Genomic DNA, 17,913 nt, shown 5'->3' on the forward strand with positions numbered 1-17,913 from the left:
TTATGAAGAAATATACTTATTATTGCTTGTTTGGTATACTGATTATTTTGTTTAACTACTCCTGTACCGAACTCGACCTGGCTCAGCAGGATGCGGCAAGCTCAGGAAACTGGTATACTACAAGGGATCAGTTCCGCCAATCTATTAATGAATTGTACAGGGATGAGTTCTGGAATCAGGATGGAGGTGATATGGGGTCTAAGGATTGGACTGATGACATTCAAAAAAGGCCCAATGTCATAGGAGCCATTAAGTCAGGGACCTTATCGTCGGAAGATGGAACTACAGCACAGATATGGTCTTTTCTGTATAAAGCGATAACCCGCGCCAACATAATTGCCAGGGAAATAGCAGCACAGGATGATATACTTCCGGAAGAAGAAGCGGCTAATTTTATGGCAGAGGTTAACTTTTGCCGCGCTTCGTTCTGGTCTTACCTGATCACTCATTTCGGAGATGTTCCCTTCTATGAAGGAGAGATATCCATAGAAGAGTCCTTTGAAATGAGCAGGACGGACAAAAGCGAAATTCTTGAGAAGATCTATGAATATTACGATCTCGCCGCAGAAGCATTACCCATGGAATATTCCGGAACCGAGTTTGCTGCCAAAGGAGCTGCGTATGGCATGAAAGCCAGGACGGCACTTTATATGGGAGATTATAACATTGCTGCCGATGCGGCACAAAAATGTATGGAGCTGGACGTATATGAATTGCACCCCGATTTCGAAAGCCTGTTTTACCCGGATACCAAGCAATCCAAAGAGATCATCTTTAAGATGCCAAGAGGGGAAGAGTTTAATAAGGTATTTCCCGGCGGCACCGTTTTGGGTTTACTTCCCAGAAATGAAGGCGGGTACGGCTCCATGTTCCCTTCGTGGAACCTGTTGGCTTCATTTCAATGCGTGGACGGATTGCCGATAGACGAATCTCCCCTGTTTGACCTGCGGAATCCATTTAAGAACAGGGATCCCAGATGTGCAATGACCATAGTGCCTTTCGGCTCGCTTAAGGACGGAGATGGACTGGAATCTGACTCAGGAATTCGATTTCTAAATTTCGAATACAATCCCCACCCTCAACACAAACAGGTATTGAATTATGGTAACGGACAAATGACGAGAAACAATGATACCCGCTCGGTAACCCAGCACGCATCTTATAACGGGTTGATGATGAAAAAGGGAATTACCGAAGACTGGATCGATTTCAGAACAGCTCCGGATCGTATTATCATGCGTTATGCAGAGGTGCTTCTGGTCTATGCGGAGGCAAAGATAGAATTGAATCAGATTGATGAGAGTGTGCTGAAAGCCATTAATGACGTCAGAGGTCGTGCCTATCGGGGGACCGGTTTCCCCACTCCCGAGGTGAGTACCACAGATCAGGATCAACTCCGGTATGAGGTCAGGAGTGAAAGACGTTCAGAATTGGCTTTCGAAGGCTTGAGATATATGGATCTGATCCGATGGCGGTTGGCCGATAAAGTGCTTTCGGGTAATGCCTATGGCCTTCTCAATGTTGCTACAAGTGCTAATGTCAACACAGCCCCTACGGGAGATCTAATGGATCATGTAGTAAACCCGGGACTGTGGTTCTGGGGAGCAATTCCGGAAATAGACGAAAACGGAGTACCCGACTTCGACCATTTATATGAGAATAATCTATGCGAAGTGCTCAATGTGATGTCCTTTCCGGAAAGACAATATCTTTGGCCGATCCCTGCGGATGAACTTCTCCTGAATACCAATCTTAAACAGAATCCGGGCTATTGAATGTCACGAACGAGTGATAAGTTCTTTGAATTTAGCACACGGTGCCTTATAGATCTCTATGCCATAGATGGGCATGGTAAAGGAGCGGTTGTGAAACCGGCCGTATCCAACTGTTTAGAGGTCGGCGCCGGGATATATTATAAAATTGACTCATAAAATTAACAATCATGAAAAAAAATATTTTTAAACACTGCGGAAGGAATATCATCGAGAGAACTTTACTCGTTTTATCGATAGCCTGTACAAGTATATTTTCGTTGACATCTTGTAGTAAGCTCGAAGAACAACCAGCTTCAGAAACCAATATGGTCACAGGGGAAAACGAATTACTAGGTGAATTTACCTTTACGACCGGAAGTGCTAAAAACAAGCCCTCGGATGTGAAAATGGGAGCTATTCTATCCAATATTTCGATCGGTGACCTGCAATCGGAGTATACAAATAATGCTCTTGCTCTCAGTGACTGGGTAAAATTATACGTGGGTGGAGGGAAATGGTTTGGCTTTAAACTCACCAACCTTTACGGTTATGAGTTTGAAGTGGACAGCGTGGCTGTGATAATGCGCCGCTCTGATAATCAACCGGATAAAATCCGTTTGAGTTATGGCGATGACAAGCAAAACACTACACAATACCAGGGAGTTATCATTGAAGCAGGTTCGTCGGTTTACGAAACTTATGTATTAAAGCCCAATCCTGCCAAAAAGCCGGACCACACCACTCCCTTTTTCGCAATTGGAGTAGAAGCCGATAGCCGGGAAACAACGGTCGAATTTGACAAAGTGTCCATTTACGGTCGTGTTACAGAGGCAGACCTTCCCACTTCGGGTTATTATACGATTCGTTTTGACCAGCCCAGGCAGGTTATCGAAGGGCTTGGGGTGGAGATCCAGAGCGATCGGTTTGGTCCTAACTATGTAAACAGCGACCCGGTAAGTGGGGTGCCTTACGAGTTGATAGACACTGAAAAACAACGGTTAGCAGAAGTTTTAACAGGTTTCAGATATCTTCGGATGGCCATGGGGCTTTGGTTTCGCGGAACAACCGAAGACCGTAAAAATATTATTGAGCGTTACCCCGGACAATTACAATCGATCAAGAACCTTATCGCAGATGCCGATATGGAAGGTATATCCATGGAATACTGGTCACCCGCACCATTTTGGAAATCTACGGATGATTTTCGTAACGGAACCTTAAAGAGTTTTGATCCCGGTTTTCTTTCCGATTTTGGGGATGCGGTGGTCAGTGACATGGAGTATTTGCAGAACAACGGGATAACAATCTCAACATGGGGGCTTCAGAACGAACCGGCTTTAAAGGCTACGGGTGGGCTGGAAACCGACGAAGTAGGAGGATATTCCCATGCATATTATACTCCGGAGAATTATTTGGCGACATTCAAAAGCGTAGCCCCAAAGGTGAGGGCTACTGCACCAAATGCCGAGATTATTGTAGATTCATGGGATGGGAATGTAGGAGCCATCAGCAGGCAAATTAAAGATGATGCTGCAGCATTGCCGTATGTAGATGCCTGGGTTTATCATAGGATAGGCCGTGATGCCAATACGCTGATAGAAGGACAAAGCCGTTACCTTTGGGACAATAAAGGGAAGCCTATATATCAAAACGAATACGAATATTTTGACTATCAGGTCGATCGATACACGGGCGAATGGCGGATGGTCAACACCGCTCAATCCGTGATGAACTGGATGACGTTTATCAATTCTCCCAAATGGTATTGGCTTCATGCCCTGAAACCTATAAATTCGAACTGGGAAGGCTTCGGGTTAGGGATGTACAGGTCGTTGAACGATAACAACTTCACCCAGTTTCCCGATATGGCTAAAGGAACGTTTCAGCTGAACTGGAGGAATTATAACGCCCTTGCAGGGTTTTTAACATATATGCCCTGGGATTCCCGTCGTTACGAGGTAGATGAAGAAGAAGTGTTATACAACCAGCGTATCATGGTATGGAAAAAACCGGATGGCAAGTTTGTTTACGCACTGACCAACCGTAGTAACCAGGCATTTGAATTTAATATTACCCTGGATGGAAATCGTACTTTTACAGGGCACCGCTATAATAAGGACGAACTGAATGAGACGCTCCAGTCGGTATCGGGGAGTGAGCACAGCATTACGTTAGAACCCTGGAGTATTGAGTTCTGGGTAGAAGATTAACAGTAGTACAACCAAAAAAGAGAATATTAAAAAGTTTGGGTAGAATATGGTATCATTTCTTATTTCGATGGTTGTACTGGTCATCGGGTATTTTGTTTACGGAACTATCGTAGAGAAGGTTTTCGGGATCAACCCCGGCAATAAGACTCCGGCGGTGAAATTTAACGACAAGGTAGATTTCGTACCTCTGCCCGCCTGGAAGGTCTTTCTTATCCAATTTCTGAATATTGCCGGGCTCGGACCCATTTTCGGTGCCATAGCAGGGGCCATGTTCGGCCCTGCCGCCTTTATCTGGATCGTAGTCGGGAGCATATTTGCCGGAGGGGTACACGATTACCTCTCCGGGATGTTATCGGTTAGGCACAATGGTTTAAGTATTAGTGAAATTGTAGGGGTCTATCTCGGTAAATACCTGAAACAGGTAATGCGTGTCTTTATCATTGTGCTGCTCATTTTTGTAGGAACTGTTTTTTTGGTGGGGCCGGCTAAAATAATAGCGGAGATGTTCCAAAACGGATGGGGTACGGGAATGTGGATAGCGATCATCCTGGTTTATTACATACTCTCTACACTGTTGCCCATAGATAAAATTATAAGTAAATTATACCCGCTTTTCGGAATAGCCATGTTAATCATGGCCATAGGCTTGATCATTGCCCTTTTTTCAGGAGTGTATCACATTCCGGAAATTACAGGGGCAACCATGCGTAATATGACCATTAACCCGGAAAAAACATCTTTGTTCCCTATACTTTTTGTGACTATTGCGTGTGGGGCCATTTCGGGGTTTCACGCTACGCAGTCACCTTTAATGTCAAGATGTATCAGGAGTGAAAAAGAGGGGAAGAAGATATTTTTTGGAGCAATGATCACGGAAGGGATCGTAGCTTTGATATGGGCGGCAGCGGCAATGGCGTTTTTCGGGAATGTCGAAGGACTGAATTTTGCAATGGCAGATCACGAAAATAATGCTGCATGGGCGGCTCATGAGATCACCAATGGCATGCTGGGAAATATTGGCGGAATATTGGCAGTTATAGGGTTGGTTGCAGCTCCTATTACATCCGGAGATACAGCTTTCAGGTCTGCGCGGCTTATTTTAGCCGATATTTTTAATTACGATCAAAAGCTTTTGAAAAAACGGCTTTTAATGAGTGGCCCATTGTTCATTATAGCTTTAATACTGAGTCAGATCGAATTCGGGATTATCTGGAGGTATTTTGCCTGGAGCAATCAGGTCCTGGCTATGGTGGTGCTTTGGACAGTTACAGCCTATTTGATGTATAAAGATAAATTATATATTATAAGCCTTGTCCCCGCCATTTTTATGACCCTGGTGTGCAGTACATATATTTTATTGGCCCCTGAAGGTTTTGAATTAAACCACATCCTTGCTTACGGGCTGGGAATTTTGATTACGGTTGCTATCTCATTGCTCTTTTGGAATTACGCGAAAAGAAAAAGAATCCCCGGCATAACCATGGAGATTGTAGAATAGGAAACCGTTTAAACTTTTTTATCCCTGTAACCCCGGCATCGGCATATTTTCATTAACGAAGTTGATAATCAACCATATGTTTAGTAAGAACAATTCACAGAGGTTAAAGAAGAAAAAAGTCCTGTTCGGGCTGTTTAAACCGGTTTTCGTTTTGCAGAAAGCCGTGTGCCTGCTGCTTTTTTGTGTCCTGACCGGTTTTCAGAGCATGGAGGATAATGGCGATATCAGGTTTTCCTATATCACCTCGGAACAGGGGCTGGACTCGGATGAATGCAATTTTGTTTTTGAGGATTCCGAAGGTTTTTTATGGATAGGTACGAATGGAGGTTTATTCAGATATGACGGATATGAATTATTGAATTTTGAGAATATTGTTCGGGATACTAATAATATCATCGGAAAAAGTAAGTATTTGGGAATTGCCGAAGGGAAAGATGATGTACTGTGGATAGCGTCATCACAAGGTGTTTATTCATATCACAGAAAAACATCTGCTATCGAATTGCTGATAAAAAGCGAAGATATATTTGACGTTACTATATCAGATGCGAGGATTGCCATAGCTTATGATCCTGCGGGAAAAGTTTGGTTGGGAGGTACTAAGGGAATCTTTATATATGATTTGGAACGAGAAAAGTTTGAGTACTTTAATTCTATAAAAGGACAAAGAGTTCGCGGGGTTAAAGATATAATGGTCAGTTCTTCCGGAGATATTTGGATTGCCACTTGGGGTGATGGCCTGGGACGATACGATCCGTCCGGCAACACCTTTGATATTTTTGAGGGTTTTACCAGGGGGCCGGATACAGATCAGCATAATGTGCTAAGTGCATTATATGAAGATGATCATGGAGATTTATGGACCGGCACCTGGGGAGATGGTTTATACCGCCTGGATATTACTGCGCCAGATAACCCCCGGATTCTCGATTGGTTTTATATTGACGGCCGGGAGGAGAACCCCGGTTTGCCCAGTTACATAATTTATGACATATCCGAGGATATTCGGGGACGTATCTGGGTGGGGACCCCGTTTGGGATAAGCATTCTGAAAAAATCTTCTCAAAAAGAAGGATATACAATTCGCAATCACAATTCCAGGGAAGAAAACGAAAAATTAAATAACAATGAAGTAAAAAGCATTACGAGGGGGAGCTCAGGGCTTATGTGGCTGTCAACTTATGGAGGAGGTATTAATAAGGTGGATTTGAGGAAAGACAGGTTTCCCTTATTTCATATAGCCACGGAAGACCCCATACGAAAGAGTCAGTCCGTCTATGCCTTTACCAGGGATTCCAAAGACAGGCTGTTTCTGGGCATACACAGCTTGGGGTTTGGCATATATGATACGGAGACCAATATTTTTACACCTTATACCGATATTCCCGATTACAGGCCATTGGCCGATTTTGATATTAATACGGTAAGAAACTTTACCTGGGACAAAAAGGGGGATTTGTGGTTAGGTACCAGGTACAAAGGATTAATTAAGTATAATGTAGAGCGTAAAGAATATATAGCTGTGGGCAGGAGCGGAAAAGGATTGCCTTTGTTTAAAGAGGTCTTTCAGGTAAGGCTGGACCTGAAGAACAATTTGTGGAGCCTGACCAACAAGGGAATTTTTCACGTGGTGCAGAGCGATGATTTTAAGAGTTGCGATGTGCAACCTTTTGAACCTGTACAGGCAGATTCCTGCAAGCCCATAGATGCCGGTTTTTCGGATTTTGTAATAGACCGGGGAGGCTATTTTTATCTCGCCACAAAAGACGGCAATCTCTGGAAATCTACCGAAAGTATATATGAGGCTGTTCAGGACCTGTACTTCAAAGAGATACGGAGACCCGGACAAAAAAATAAATCGATCAATTCCCTTTTTGTCGACAGCAGGCAGAAATTGTGGGTAGGTACCAATAACGGACTGGAGGTTTATGGAAAAAACGGAAAGCCACATAATACCAATTTGCTCAGTGAGATCAATAACCTGTCTGTTCATTCCATGGAAGAGGATGAACGGGGAAACCTTCTGGTCACTTCCAATAAGGGAGTGATCTATATAAATATCACCTCGGGAAATCCGGATCATAAGATTTTTACTACCCGGAACGGGCTTCAGGCCAATTTTTTTATCAAGGATGTTATTTATAAAGACACCGAAGGCGGAATCTACATCGGTGGGCATCGCGGGTTTAATTATATCAACCCCATAGAAATAACAGATGAGCTTAACCTTCCGGCCCTTGTTTTTACAAATTTGCAAAACTCAAGTGAAGTATATTTTAATTCGGACGGATTTTCGAAGGAAACGCCTTTTAGAATTCCGTACGATGATAATATTATAAGTATAACGTTTGCCTCCCTGGACCTGAGAAACCCGGAAAGCCTTTACTACGCATATAAGTTAGAAGGATTGGAAGAAGAATGGAAATATGTCTCATCCGGCAACAGAACGGCCACATATGTTAATTTGCCCCCGGGAAATTACACGTTTAAAGTAAAGGGTACAAACAGTAGCGGGCAGTGGTCTCCACAAACCATAGAATTACCGGTTTATGTACAAACAGCACCCTATTTAACATGGTGGGCGTATACCCTGTATGCCCTTTTGTCCCTCACTTTGTTTACCTTGATTTTCGTGCTCTATATTAGAAAATCCAGGGCCAAGGAAGCCTTGAAAATAGAAAATATAGAAAGGGTGAAGTCAGAGAGGCTTACACAGTTTAAACTGCAGTTTTTCACCAATTTATCGCATGAACTCCTAACCCCTTTATCCATTCTGATGGTCCTTGCAGAAAAAACGATGGGGCAAAAGGGAAAGATCACCGAAGAAAAGAAGATCTTTAAACGGAATATTCAAAAACTCGATGACCATATAAAGCAGATGCTGAATTTCAGAAAAGCTGAAACAGGGAATATGAAAGTACATACCCGAAGGCGGAATATTACTGAAGTTCTGGAAGAAATCGGGGAGAACCACCAATTGCTGGCCAAAGAAAAGTCATTGATATTCCGTATAGATATCGAGAGTGGTATAACCGGGTATATAGACGCCGAGAAACTGGAAATATGTGTAGACAACCTGTTGTCCAATGCCTTTAAATATACCTCTCCGGGTGACCGGGTTCATTTGGAGACCCATAGTACGGGATACAATGGCAACAGGGAACTTGTTATAAAAGTGTCGGATACCGGAAAAGGAATTCCGGAAAAGGACTTAAAGCAGATATTCAATAGATATTACAGGCAAACCTCCATAGAGCGAAATGAAGAAGGGTTAGGGATAGGCCTTTCCTTGGTGCAGCATTTGGTGGCTTTGCAAAAAGGAACGATCACCGTGAACAGTAAAGTGCATTCCGGGGCCTGTTTTGTGATTACGCTACCCGTTAACAAGGATCAATCGGAACGCAACCCGGACCAACAAATAAAAAGACTGATTGACCAGGACCGTATAGAGCCCGTCGAAGAAAACCAGCTTGAGGATATTCTTGTAGAGATCGAATATTCAGGTAAGAGAATACTGGTCGTTGAAGATAATAAAGATTATCTTAAACTTGTAGAAACACACCTTCAGGGTTTTTATAAGGTATTTACTTCTACAAATGGCGAAGAGGCATTCGAAATTGCCAACCGGGAAGATATAGACCTTATTGTTTCCGACCTTCGTATACCGGGAATGAATGGTTCTGATTTTTGCCAGGCCGTAAAAAACCATGTCAATACAAGCCATATCCCTTTTATTATTATTACGGCCAATACCGAAGACCAGGCACGTATACAGGGATACGGATCCGGGGCAGATTCGTACTTTATTAAGCCATTAAGCCTTAATGTGTTGGTCTATAGGATAGAATCCCTTCTTAAGAAAAAAGAAAAGATATACAATAAATTCAACAAGGGGCAGTATCTGGAACCCGAAAAAATTGTCTCCACAAGGATCGATGAAGATTTTCTGGAAAAAGCCAAACAAGCCGTAGAAGATCATATGTCTGAAACAGATTTTTCCGTAAAGAAGCTCTGTACCGAGATGGGAATGAGTAATTCCATGTTCTATCGGAAAATAAAAGGGATCTTAAACTTAACCCCCAATGAGTTTATTAAAAACATCAAGCTGAGACGTGCAGCACAACTACTTGAAGATAAAGAAATACATATCTCGGAAGTGGCATATATGACAGGCTTTAATGATTTGAGCTATTTTGGGGTATGTTTTAAAAAGCAGTATGGTATCTCTCCCAGTGCATATCAAAAGGACAACGATACAAAAAGTTTAAAATCCGATGAACCCGGAAGATAAAAACAGTTTTTGGAGCCGGGAATTTTTTAATGCCCGGTAATTATTAATATTTGACTGTTTTCTAAGAGTCTTTTCAGAATACGAGAACTTCGTTCAGGATCTCAAAGTTTAAATTTTAGCCGGCTTTTAACTTTTGCAGGACGTATTTGAGACATATTCACACTTTTGAATTTAAATCAAGAATATTTGAATGATTTTTCAGGATAGGACCTGGTTCTACAAATTACTTTTGGGATTTAGACAGATTCCGAAACTTAAACAGTTTCTTAAAACATTATTATAATTCATCATGAATAAAACGACCATCAGACTGATTGCATTGCTTTTTTTTACGGCTGCAGTAAGTTATGCCCAGAAAAGTAACGAAGAGTGGGACAACACTGCCGTGCTGCAGGTCAATACGGAAGAGCCCCGTTCGACTTTAATGATTTACCCTGACCGGGCTTCGGCTACTTCATTTAATAAGGAGAGCTCAGTGTTTTACCAAAGCCTGAATGGTTTATGGAAATTCAACTGGGCCGAAACCCCGAAAGAAAGGCCGGTTGAGTTTTATAAAGACAATTATGATACCGGGGACTGGGACCGTATTCCCGTCCCTTCAAACTGGCAGATGCACGGTTATGGCATCCCCATATACGCCAATGTTATTTATCCCTTTGACATATCCGAACTCAGGGCGCCACATGATTTTAACCCTGTGGGGTCCTATAAGCGCAAATTTGAGATTCCCCAACGGTGGGAAAACAAACCTGTATATCTTCATTTTGCAGGTGTAGAGTCTGCCTTTTACGTTTGGGTAAACGGTAAAAAAGTAGGATATAGCCAGGGAAGCCGGACCCCTGCGGAATTTGATATCAGTAAATTCCTGAAGGAAGGAGAAAACACGCTGTCTGTGGAGGTATACAGATGGAGTGACGGTTCTTATCTGGAAGATCAGGATTTCTGGCGTTTAAGCGGAATTTTCAGGGACGTTTACCTGTGGAGTACCCCCAAGAGCCACATCAGGGATTTCCGGGTACATGCCACACTGGATGAAGGCTTTAAAAACGGGTTGTTCTCACTTGAAGGGGAAATAAAGAACAGCAGGCCGAAAGGGAGCGTAAAAGTTAATTATGCCCTGTACGATGCCCAGGGGAATGAGGTCATAAGCCATTCAAAGGTCCTGGACCTGGAAAGGGGAAATACACCTTTTACATTTTCTGAAAAAGCAATCCCGGATGTTTATCCGTGGAATGCCGAAACCCCTTATCTGTATGATCTGTATATAAGTTTGATGGACGACAGGGGAAACGTACTTGAGGTTATCCCCCAAAAAGTCGGGTTCCGGAAAGTGGAGATCCGGGAAGGGCAGTTTTATGTCAATAACCATCAGGTACTGCTAAAAGGAGCCAATCGCCATGAACACGACCCTGAACACGGGCATACGATTAGTTATGAAAGCATGATGAAGGATATAACCCTTTTGAAACAAAACAATTTCAATGCGGTGCGAACAAGCCATTACCCCAATGATCCGGAATGGTATGCCTTATGTGACCAATACGGGATTTATGTTATCGATGAAGGGAATATAGAAACCCACGGTTTCGGGAACGGGGATGGTAATAAACTGAGCAATGACCCTGCCTGGAAAGAACCGTATTTAAACCGGGTAAGACGCATGGTACACCGGGATAAGAACCATCCTTCGATAATCATCTGGTCCATGGGGAATGAAAGCGGGGACGGCCCCAATGTAAAGGCCTGCTACGAATGGGTAAAGCAGTTCGATCCTTCCCGTCCATTCCATTACCAGGGGACCAGCAAAAACAAGGGCGTGACTAATGCCGACCTCATATCCCGTATGTACACAGGGATCGAAGGCAGTGAGAACACGATAAAGCAATACAATGATGTCCCCTATATGCTCTGTGAATATGCCCATGCCATGGGGAACAGCAGCGGCAACCTGAAAGAATACTGGGAGCTGATCTATGCCGACAACAATTTCTTCGGCGCATTTGTATGGGATTGGATGGACCAGGGCATCAAACAACCTGTGCCGGAAGCATATGCCGGGACGGCTGAAAAAGATCATTTCTATGCCTACGGAGGCTGGTGGGAGGACACCCATCAGGCCAACATGGTCAGTTACGGCAACTTTTGTATGAACGGTGTATTGGCTGCCGATCACACCCCGCACCCGGGGCTGAAAGTGTTTAAATACTGGCAGCGTTATGTGCATATCACTCCCGTGGATATTCAAAAAGGGGTCTTCCATGTAAAAAACTGGTATGATTTTATCAACCTTAAGGATAAAGTTTATATAACATGGGAATTGATCCGGGACGGGCGGCCCGTGGCCCGTGGAAATATACCGGAATTGGATATCGAAGCACGGACAGGCAAAGATATCGTCATACCATTTCCCGAAAACCAGATAAAAACCGGGGAGATTTTTGTGAATTTCAGTGTTAAAACAAAAAAAGACTTTTTCTATGCCCAGGCGGGATTTGAATTGGCATGGGAGCAGTTCCTGCTGAACGATGTAGGTCGTGATTTACCCGATCCGGAGATAAAAACCGAAAAAGATAAACCGCTATTTGTAGAAGATTTCAGAAAAAACCTCACTATCAGGGGGGACTCATTCACCGTCAAGTTTGATAAAAACCTTGGGATTTTGAGTTCCTATTACATAGACAATTCCCGGGTTGTTGAAAGCGGCCCCATCCCCGATTTCTGGAGAGTCCCCACAGATAACGACGAAGGTGTTCGCATGAAAGGCGGTAAAGTAGCGCCAGAGGTAGATCTGTTTAAATGGAAAGGAGGGGAAACAAAACGGGATGTAAGGTTTGAGTATGAAGAAAAAAACGGGAATGTGGAAGTAAACACCAGTTTCAGGCTTCCCCTGGTAGGGGCCAGATATACGATGACATACGTGGTTTACCCCTCAGGAATTATTGATGTAAGCTCTGACTACCAGCCCGATGCCAACCAGGATATGTCAGGGTTTATGCCGAGGTTTGGCAACTATATGACCCTTGCCCCGGGTTATGACCGCCTTAAATGGTATGGTCGTGGTCCGGACCCGACCTATGCCGACCGGAAAGTGGAAAAGATTGGTATCTACGAATCTACGGTAGCCCGGGAATGGGTAGCATACAGCCGACCCCAGGAGAACGGTTATAAAACAGATACGAGATGGGTCTCAGTAACCAATAAAGATGGTTTGGGATTGCATTTTAGCGGAAACATCCCTTTTGGCTTTGGGGCGAGTCATTACACCAGGGAAACCATGGGAAAAGCGAACTACGATTTTCAGCTGACAAGATCGCCGCAGGTGTTTCTCAACATAGATAAGGCCCAAATGGGGGTAGGGGGCACAGATAGCTGGAGTAAAAGGGCCTTTCCCATACCGGCATACCGTGTGTCCAACAGATCCCAGAGCTATCAATACCGGATAAGTCCGATTCAACCCGGTATCGGATATGATTAAAACTTTTTCTGTTTACTTGGATAACCTCTATAATGAAAATCATATACAAATGAAGAAATTGATATATTTATTTTTGGCTTTTTGTCAATTTACCTACGGCCAGGACAATAAACGGGAACAGCAGGAATTTTTGAGTTATAGCGGTATTTATCCGCATTTGGCATATTACAATAACGAAGGAGAATGTGGCACGGGAGCTGTTGTAAATTGGGCCGGCCGTTTATGGGTCATCACTTACGGTCCGCATTTGCCTTTCGGATCTTCTGATAAGCTGTATGAAATCACCCCAGGGCTGCAACAGATCACACGGAAGGAAAGTATAGGAGGGACACCGGCCAACAGGTTTATCCATAAAAAAAGCAATCAGTTATTTATAGGGCCTTATGTAATAGATGATGAGCGCAACGTAAGGGCAATACCCCTTTCTGAATATCCGGGACGTTATACGGGGACCGCACCACATTTATTCAACCCGGAAAACAAGATATATACCGCAACCATGGAAGAAGGTTTTTATGAAGTGGATGTACATACCTTAAAAGCTAAAACGTTGTATGTAGACGGTAATGTAATAAATAAACACGGAGAAGATACAGAAGCCAATAAACCCAACCCCCTGCTCCCCGGTGCACATGGCAAAGGGCTGTATTCAGGACAGGGGGTGATGGTCTATTCGAACAACGGAGAAGCAGATAAAAAGGCCCTGACCGATTTTAACCATACCTCAGGAGCCTTGTCGGAATGGGACGGAAAAAACTGGAAGATTGTTCGGCGTAATCAGTTCGTAGAGGTTACCGGCCCCGGAGGAATATATGGGAACCCCAACCCGGAAACAGACCCGATTTGGGTCACGGGATGGGATTCCCGTTCGGTATTGGTCGGGGTGAGGGATAGTGGAACATGGTCTTTTTACCGTTTGCCAAAAGCGAGTAATAGTTATGACGGTGCACATGGCTGGAATACCGAATGGCCGAGAATCAGGGATATAGGTACAGAAGGTGATCCGGATTATCTGATGACCATGCACGGAATGTTCTGGCATTTCCCAAAAACCTTTTCATCCGGTCGGACAGCAGGAATCCGCCCCCGGTCGGCCTATCTGAAAGTAATCGGTGATTTTACACGATGGAATGATCAGCTTGTGTTTGGATGTGATGATTCGGCCCATAAGGAGTTTTTAAATAAACGCAAGGTAAAAGGCAATATTGAGGGGCCCGGACAATCCAATTCAAATCTCTGGTTTACCGATATTAATAAGCCGGATAACCTGGGGAATACCACGGCCATAGGAGCAGTATGGGTTGACGATTCCGTAAAACGCGGAGAGGCCTCGGAACCTTTTCTTTTCGCCGGATGGGAAAAGCGTTGCGCATGGCTTCGGAATTCCGGAAACCATACTGCTAATATTTCACTAGAAGTAGATAAGGCCGGAAATAATGAATGGCGGCCATTAAAGACCATAACCGTTGCCCCGAAACAATCCGTATTTATTGATTTTGATAGTTCCGAGACAGGTGAATGGATACGTGCCATATCTGATAAAACAGCCACTCTGAGCCTGGAATTTGCATATAGTGATAAAAGGGTTTCAAAAGAATCACCGGACATTTTTAAAGGCATAACAAGCGTAGAAGACAAGACCTCCAGGGGGGCTTTATTCTACGGATTGGGCGATGATCGTCGTGCCCTGGGGATATTGGCCGGAACATTTGAAGAGGATAAGTTTACCGAAACAGCATATTATGAACTGGACGGAAACATGAAACTGGAAAAGAAGAACGATCCGGTTATGAAAAAATTTATCAGCAACCACTTTGCAATACCTGAAAATGTTGTTGCTATCGAAGAATCGTCTGTCCTGATAGTCGATGATAACAACCGCCGTTGGCGTTTACCCCTGGGGAATGAGGCCTACAGGCCTTTGACAGATGCAGGAGCTTTGCGGATATGTCGTGAGGTAGCTACCGAGCGAGATCTGTTTAACCTTATGGGCACGTTTTTCGAATTGCCCGCAGAGAATGCCGACGGGTTTGCAAAAATACGGCCGGTTTCGTCCCATAATTTTCGGATTCACGATTATGCTTCATACAGGGGGCTTTTGGTTATAAGCGGATTAAAACCGGACGGGTTTGAGAACAATCCTCATATTGTACGTTCTTCCGATGGTAAAGCAATGCTGTGGGCCGGTGTGATAGACGACCTTTGGACTCTGGGAAAGCCCGTAGGGCACGGAGGGCCATGGAAAAATTCTAAAGTAAAGGCCGGAGAGCTTTCCGATCCGTATTTAATAGGTTTCTACGACAAAAAGGAATTACTGCTTTCACACGATCAGGCCTCCGATGTCACTTTTACATTAGAAGTGAATCCAATAGGGCACGGGGAGTGGATACATTATAAGAAAATAAGTGTAAAGGCCGGAGAAAAATTAAAATTCGATTTTCCGGATAATTTTCAGGCCAGGTGGATCCGATTTTCTGTGGATAAGAATTGCAGGGCAACTACTTTTTTGACCTATCGGTAATATACTGGTATGGAAATAACGGCAAAAACATACATTTGAACCATTGCCCTTTTGTGTATTGCAACGGCGAGAGGACAGGAATCGCGTTACGACCAGGTAGAAATATATAAGAAAACAGCACAAGGGGAGTCGATGATAGGATGACATATATTGTCTATTCTTTTCGGGCTTACTGATATAAACTTGTACTGCCATATGATTAATAAACTTCAGGACTATCAATACCAGATAACTCTAATAAAAAGATAATGGATCGAGTATTAGTTTTTTTAGCCTTTTTTATGTTTAATTGTATAGCTCAGGCCCAGCAGCCCAATATACTGTGGGTTACGATAGAGGATACCTCGCCTCATTTTATAGGCTGTTATGGTAATGCAGATGCCAAAACACCCAATATAGACCGGTTATCAAGGGAAGGGGTAAAGTTTACCAATGCCTTTGCCAATGCCCCCGTATGCTCTCCCGCACGGACCACGATCATTACCGGGGTACTCAATGAAGTCCTGGGCACGGGGAACCATAGAAGTAAATACCCTTTACCTGATAAGATCAAGGGGTTTCCTTCCTATTTGAAAAAGGCGGGATGGTATACCTCCAACAATGCCAAAACTGATTATTCCGTGGGCGGTGCCCGTAAAATGATACGGGACTCCTGGAACGAATCGTCCCGGGAGGCAGGCTGGTGGAAACGCACGGACGGGCAACCTTTTTTCAGTGTTTTTAACCATATGAACAGCCACCAGTCGCGCACCATGACCAACCCTTACAGATGGTACAGGGCCATGATCTACGATAGCTTGTCTGGGGAAGAACGTATAGGAGAAGCCGCATTCGAAATGCCTCCCCATTTTAATGACAGTGCAGAGATGCGCAGGTATTTTGCCAGGGTATACAATGCCATTTCGCTGACCGATAAAGAAATAGGAAAGCTACTCGATAAACTGGAAAAGGATGGCCTTAAGGACGATACCATTATCTTTTTTTATGCAGATCACGGAGAGGCCATTCCCCGTGGGAAATCCGGCTCCGCAGGAATAGGTTATAAGGTGCCCATGGTGGTCTGGTTCCCTGATAAGTACAAGGAATTATCTCCCTGGCCCATAGGTTCCGAAACGGACGAATTGATCTGTTTTGACGACCTGGCCCCTACGGTGCTCAGCCTGGCAGGGATAAAGCCACCGGAATATATGACAGGACGGCCCTTTATGGGAAAATACAGGAAAACCCCGGGAAAATATGTTTTTACCTCCCGGAACCGTATCGATGAAAGCCCCCAGCTGGCCAGGAGCATAACAGACGGCCGCTATATGTATACCAAGGTTTTTCAACCGCAATTCCCCGAGTTGGAATATCAGAAATATGCCGATGTATCGGATATCGTAAAACAGATCAGGCAGGATTACAGCGATAATAAGCTTAACAAAGTGCAAAGTGAAATGATGGACAGCAGAAACGGAAGCGAGTACCTGTATGATATGGACAACGACCCCTGGAAGCTGCACAACCTGGCAAAAAAACCGGAATACAGGGAGAAGGTTTTTCTGCTGAAAGAAAAACTTTACCAGCATATTCTGGAGGTCAGGGACGTCATGTTCCTGCCGGAGTACACCATGGACAGTATTTCCGCGGAAATGACACCCTTTGAATACAGGTTACAAAAGGGATATGAACTAAAGAAAATCCTGGATCAGGCATTTCTATGCGGAGAACGGAAAAAGCCTGAGGAAATTCTGTCGGGACTGGAAAGTGAAAACAGGGACGTGGTATACTGGAGCCTGATGGGAATTCAAAGCCTTCGGGAGATTGACCTTTCGGGGGTACGGCATAAGATCATGGAGAAGATGCACTCGTCCTATCTGCCGGTCAGAATATTGGCCGCTGCCATTGCTTTTGAAAGGCTGGGGGCAAAAGAAAAGGCGGCTTCGGCATTACGGCCCTTGCTGAAGTTCGATAATGACCTTGTAACGTTACAGATGCTTCAGAATGTTCAGTATATGAAAGGAGGCCCCGAATTTTTTAAGGACGACCTCAAGGCATTTGTTGCACTCCGGAAACAGGACAAAAGCTTTCTCAACAGTGTAAGTGTTGCCGAAACCACGCTTTTTATGCTGGGAGAAGGGGAGCTTTACTACGACAATATGAAAAAATGGATGGATTAAGCCTA

At 44.0% G+C, this 17,913-nt stretch carries 7 protein-coding genes; all 7 read left to right on the top strand.

Annotated features, from left to right (window positions below):
* Window positions 1–2 precede the first annotated feature (2 nt).
* The 7 genes from KN811_RS20620 (at window position 3) to KN811_RS20650 (ending at window position 17,908) form a co-directional block, all read left to right on the top strand.
* Complete coding sequence (locus KN811_RS20620) at window positions 3–1,775, top strand: RagB/SusD family nutrient uptake outer membrane protein (protein ID WP_187967643.1); 1,773 nt, start codon at window positions 3–5, stop codon at window positions 1,773–1,775.
* A gap of 167 nt (window positions 1,776–1,942) precedes the next feature.
* The gene (locus KN811_RS20625) at window positions 1,943–3,964 is read left to right on the top strand and encodes a glycoside hydrolase (protein WP_187967644.1); all 2,022 of its coding nucleotides are present in this window, start codon (window positions 1,943–1,945) and stop codon (window positions 3,962–3,964) included.
* A 46-nt stretch (window positions 3,965–4,010) separates the two neighbouring features.
* Window positions 4,011–5,462, top strand: a complete 1,452-nt coding sequence (locus KN811_RS20630) for a carbon starvation CstA family protein (RefSeq protein WP_187967645.1) — start codon at window positions 4,011–4,013, stop codon at window positions 5,460–5,462.
* Window positions 5,463–5,538: 76 nt separating this feature from the next.
* On the top strand, window positions 5,539–9,753 hold the full coding sequence (locus KN811_RS20635; protein ID WP_216334996.1) for a hybrid sensor histidine kinase/response regulator transcription factor: 4,215 nt from the start codon (window positions 5,539–5,541) through the stop codon (window positions 9,751–9,753).
* A gap of 289 nt (window positions 9,754–10,042) precedes the next feature.
* Window positions 10,043–13,228: a beta-galactosidase, LacZ type gene (gene lacZ, locus KN811_RS20640; RefSeq protein WP_187967231.1), complete on the top strand. Its 3,186-nt coding sequence runs from the start codon at window positions 10,043–10,045 to the stop codon at window positions 13,226–13,228.
* A 49-nt stretch (window positions 13,229–13,277) separates the two neighbouring features.
* Window positions 13,278–15,749, top strand: a complete 2,472-nt coding sequence (locus KN811_RS20645; protein ID WP_187967230.1) for a hypothetical protein — start codon at window positions 13,278–13,280, stop codon at window positions 15,747–15,749.
* A 248-nt stretch (window positions 15,750–15,997) separates the two neighbouring features.
* Window positions 15,998–17,908 (top strand): sulfatase family protein, encoded by a 1,911-nt coding sequence (locus tag KN811_RS20650; RefSeq protein ID WP_187967229.1) that lies wholly within the window; start codon window positions 15,998–16,000, stop codon window positions 17,906–17,908.
* The last annotated feature ends 5 nt before the right edge of the window (window positions 17,909–17,913 follow it).

Source organism: Sinomicrobium weinanense (genome assembly GCF_018863395.1).
Lineage (GTDB): Bacteria > Bacteroidota > Bacteroidia > Flavobacteriales > Flavobacteriaceae > Sinomicrobium > Sinomicrobium weinanense.

Bases quoted from the DNA above. Each gene is read 5' to 3' on its own strand.
- KN811_RS20635 (WP_216334996.1), top strand. From the start codon at position 5,539: ATGTTTAGTAAGAACAATTCACAGAGGTTAAAGAAGAAAAAAGTCCTG.
- KN811_RS20620 (WP_187967643.1), top strand. From the start codon at position 3: ATGAAGAAATATACTTATTATTGCTTGTTTGGTATACTGATTATTTTG.
- KN811_RS20650 (WP_187967229.1), top strand. From the start codon at position 15,998: ATGGATCGAGTATTAGTTTTTTTAGCCTTTTTTATGTTTAATTGTATA.
- KN811_RS20625 (WP_187967644.1), top strand. From the start codon at position 1,943: ATGAAAAAAAATATTTTTAAACACTGCGGAAGGAATATCATCGAGAGA.
- lacZ (WP_187967231.1), top strand. From the start codon at position 10,043: ATGAATAAAACGACCATCAGACTGATTGCATTGCTTTTTTTTACGGCT.
- KN811_RS20630 (WP_187967645.1), top strand. From the start codon at position 4,011: ATGGTATCATTTCTTATTTCGATGGTTGTACTGGTCATCGGGTATTTT.
- KN811_RS20645 (WP_187967230.1), top strand. From the start codon at position 13,278: ATGAAGAAATTGATATATTTATTTTTGGCTTTTTGTCAATTTACCTAC.